At 56.9% G+C, this 3,334-nt stretch carries 3 protein-coding genes and 1 pseudogene; 3 read left to right on the forward strand and 1 reads right to left on the reverse strand.

The window, feature by feature from the left end:
• Positions 1 to 43: 43 nt before the first annotated feature.
• The 3 genes and pseudogenes from V7730_RS22440 to V7730_RS22450 form a co-directional block, all read left to right on the forward strand.
• Positions 44 to 199, forward strand: a pseudogene (locus V7730_RS22440) (IS3 family transposase); the annotation flags it as partial.
• A gap of 528 nt (positions 200 to 727) precedes the next feature.
• Positions 728 to 1,507: a PRC-barrel domain-containing protein gene (locus V7730_RS22445; protein ID WP_335749777.1), complete on the forward strand. Its 780-nt coding sequence runs from the start codon at positions 728 to 730 to the stop codon at positions 1,505 to 1,507.
• A gap of 17 nt (positions 1,508 to 1,524) precedes the next feature.
• Positions 1,525 to 2,739 (forward strand): class I SAM-dependent methyltransferase, encoded by a 1,215-nt coding sequence (locus V7730_RS22450; RefSeq protein WP_443070275.1) that lies wholly within the window; start codon positions 1,525 to 1,527, stop codon positions 2,737 to 2,739.
• 28 nt (positions 2,740 to 2,767) lie between these two features.
• On the opposite strand, the gene V7730_RS22455 is transcribed toward V7730_RS22450, so the two are convergent.
• Positions 2,768 to 3,091 carry a PHB depolymerase family esterase gene (locus V7730_RS22455; protein ID WP_335749779.1) on the reverse strand — a complete coding sequence of 108 codons (324 nt, stop codon included), beginning with the start codon at positions 3,089 to 3,091 and terminating at the stop codon, positions 2,768 to 2,770.
• Between the last annotated feature and the right edge of the window lie 243 nt (positions 3,092 to 3,334).

A 3,334-nucleotide genomic window follows, 5' to 3' on the forward strand; every position in this document is an offset into this window, starting at 1 on the left:
GCGGGTCAAATCTCGGTGAAAATACCGGGTCAGTTCTCAGTGACATTCAACACATCAGCGTTATCATGAGAGCCTGAACAACGTCACACCATCAGACGTCTACTTCGGACGCGACAAAGCAATTCTACAACAAAGGGAAAGGATCAAACGAAAGACGCTCGAAGCACGCCAGTTGCATCACAGCCAGCGTGCCGCATAATGCAATTAACCAGATGAGCCAGACACTCTCTTAATTTAAGCCGCCTTTGGACCCAAAAACTCTGCCGACGTACACCCTGACCACGCTGGAAATCAGATCCGTGGAGGCATCCCCAACTCAATCCGTCTGGACCGTTTCGGAGCGGCTCGGCGCTCAGCGCAGGCCAAAAAAGCCCAGAATTACCAGGACGATGACCACGAGGCCGATGATATATACGATACGGTTCATTGCATTCCTATCTGTTCGGGCAGTGGCCCATTGCCACCGACATCGCCAAGCATAAGCCATCGCAATTCCGGGCGAATTGACACAGATCAGTGCGCGGCGCACCGCTGCACGCGATTATATGCATGAGACATCGGTCTTGATCGTAGGGCCACGACACACGGCTTCCTAAGAAACGTTTGCTGTGTGCAGTTTCCGAACCCGCCTTGCGCGATTATCCCTGCGACGCAAAACCGGCGGCAGCCATAGGCGCGGCGAACCCATAGGCGTGCCAAACTTGGTCAAATAAAAGGAACATATCCAATGTTAATCGAAGCTTCTAAACTCAAAGGTTTCAAGATCGCCGCGACCGACGGCAGCATCGGCACCGTGACTGATTTTCTGTTCGATGACGAAAGCTGGACGCTCCGCTGGATCGTCGTTGATACTGGCACCTGGCTGTCCGGGCGCAAGGTGCTGCTGCCGGTTTCGGTTCTGGGTCACCCGGATACGTCTGCCCGCAGTTTTTCAGTCCGCCTGACGATGGCATCGATCAAAGACAGCCCTGCCATCGACACGCATAAACCCGTATCGCGGCAGCACGAAGAACGCATGTATAGTTACTACAACTTGAGCCCCTATTGGGGAAACGGCTTCTACATGGGGGGCTATGGCGGCTGGACCGTTGGCATCTCAGAGACGCAATACGCCGATTCACGACGGCGTCAGGACGCGCTTGATGCCAAGCGGCATCAGGGCAATGAACCCCATCTGCGCAGCATTGATGCTGTGACCGGCTATAACCTGCATGCCACCGATGGCTCCATCGGTCATGTCGAGGGTTTTCTGATCAACGATACCGACTGGACGATCCATTTCCTGACCGTGGATACAAAGAACTGGTGGCCGGGCAAACATGTCCTGATTTCGCCCCGTTCTGCCAAGGACGTGTCGTGGGCAGAGAGTTTGGTCAATCTGGATGTCGATCGGAAAACTGTCATGGACAGCCCAACCTATGACCCTTTCGTTACCGTGGACGCGGCGTTCGAGGCGCGGATTGCGCGTCACTACATCCCTGATGTCGCTCAAGTAAACGCAAGTTAAGAGGGCTGTGGGATGGGATCATGATGCTGACCTCCGTGAAAAACCAGACCGACTTACCGCGCTACTTTGCGCAGGTGTTCAACGTGGCACAGTCATTAGAAAACGGGCAGCTCGATTTAGTGCTGGACGATGGCCGCGTCTTTCGCGCCGAAGGCCGCCATCCGGGTCCGGCGGCTGTGATCGAGGTGCACAACCCTGACCTTTTCGCGCGCCTGATCCGCGAGGGCGATCTGGGCTTTTCCGAGGCTTACATGGATGGCTGGTGGACTTCGCCGAACCTGCAGGCATTCATGGACCTCTTGCGTGTCGGCAACGACGCGCTTTACGATGGCTTTTCCGGCATGGCGCTGGTGCGCACCTTCGAAAATATGCGGCACAGGCTGCGTGGGAACTCAAAGCGGCAGGCGCGTAAGAACATCACCGCGCATTACGACCTCGGCAACGATTTCTACCGGCTGTGGTTGGATGAGACGATGACTTATTCGGCGGCCCTCTTTCTTAACGGGCAAGAACCGATGGAAAAGGCGCAGCACCAGAAATACGAAAGCATGGTGGACCAAATGGGCGTGCAGCCTGGCGATCATGTGCTGGAAATCGGCTGCGGCTGGGGCGGCTTCGCGGAATATGCCGCGTCGGAGCGTGGGTTGCGCGTGACCGGGCTGACAATCTCGCAAGAGCAGCACGACTATGCGGTGGAACGGATCCGGGCCAAGGGGTTGCAGGATCGCGTTGAAATCCGGATGCAGGATTATCGCGATGAACGCGGGGGTTACGATGGCATCGCCAGCATTGAGATGTTCGAGGCAGTTGGCGAGAAATACTGGCCGACCTATTTTCAGGTCGTTCGTGACCGGCTGAAGCCGGGCCGCAACGCCACCTTGCAGATCATCACGGTGCAGGACGAGCGCTTTGAGACCTACCGCAAGGGCGTGGATTTCATCCAGAAACACATTTTCCCCGGTGGCATGTTGCCGTCTCCAAGCGTGCTGCGCGACGAGGTGCGCCGTGCTGGGTTGCAGGTCAGCCATTCGATCGAGTTTGGCGACAGCTACAGCCAGACCCTCCGGCGCTGGCATGATAGATTCAACGGGCGCTGGGAAGAAATCTCGCGGCGGGGCTTCGACGACCGATTCCGGCGGATGTGGAATCTGTACCTCACCTCTTGCGCCGGGGCGTTCGAGGGCGGTCACTGCGACGTGACCCAGATCACCATCACAAGGCCCGCCGCCTGAAAACAGGCGGAGACGGTGCATGTCCTCCTCATAGCAGTTCGCGATGCGCGCATTTGGGCAAGGGGCCGACCATCGACGACCGCGCTGGATTTTTCCGGATTGTGAGCCGGTTGAACCTCACGCCAATGGGGTTGTTTCTCTTTCGTTGCTCCGAAAACAGGAGAGCCATCCCGCATTCGTCGGCGAGAGCAGACCAGCCCGATCCGATATCATAGCTATCCGCCGATTGGGTGCTGCCGTGCAGCACGACGACAAGTGGGCTGTTCTTCGGGAGGTCCTTCGGAATATAAATGTCCGCTCTCAGCGAGCCAGGGTCAGTTCCAAAGTTGTTGAGGGCAGTGTGACGATTCATAGTGGCTTAAGATAGTGTCATATAGACTCCTTTTATGGAGTCCGGAATTGGGGGCCAATTAAGTAACGCACTGACCTGAAAATGGTTCCCTACCCTAACCTTTGAGAGGGCCCTCGGCGCGCCGAAGACTTCTTTGGGCTCAGCGTAGGCGCTTTTGTCGCCAAGCCCTGGACTTGGGCAGCAGGCCACAGGACCAGGGGGGCAGCTTGGTGCAGGCCCGGTCTCAAGAAAACCTTAGCCTCG

This window comes from Sulfitobacter sp., from assembly GCF_036961165.1.
In the GTDB taxonomy this organism is placed as follows: Bacteria; Pseudomonadota; Alphaproteobacteria; order Rhodobacterales; family Rhodobacteraceae; genus Sulfitobacter.

What these genes read in the sequence shown, in the direction of transcription:
- V7730_RS22445 (WP_335749777.1), top strand. Translation starts at nt 728, where the DNA reads ATGTTAATCGAAGCTTCTAAACTCAAAGGTTTCAAGATCGCCGCGACC.
- V7730_RS22455 (WP_335749779.1), bottom strand. Translation starts at nt 3,091, where the DNA reads ATGAATCGTCACACTGCCCTCAACAACTTTGGAACTGACCCTGGCTCG.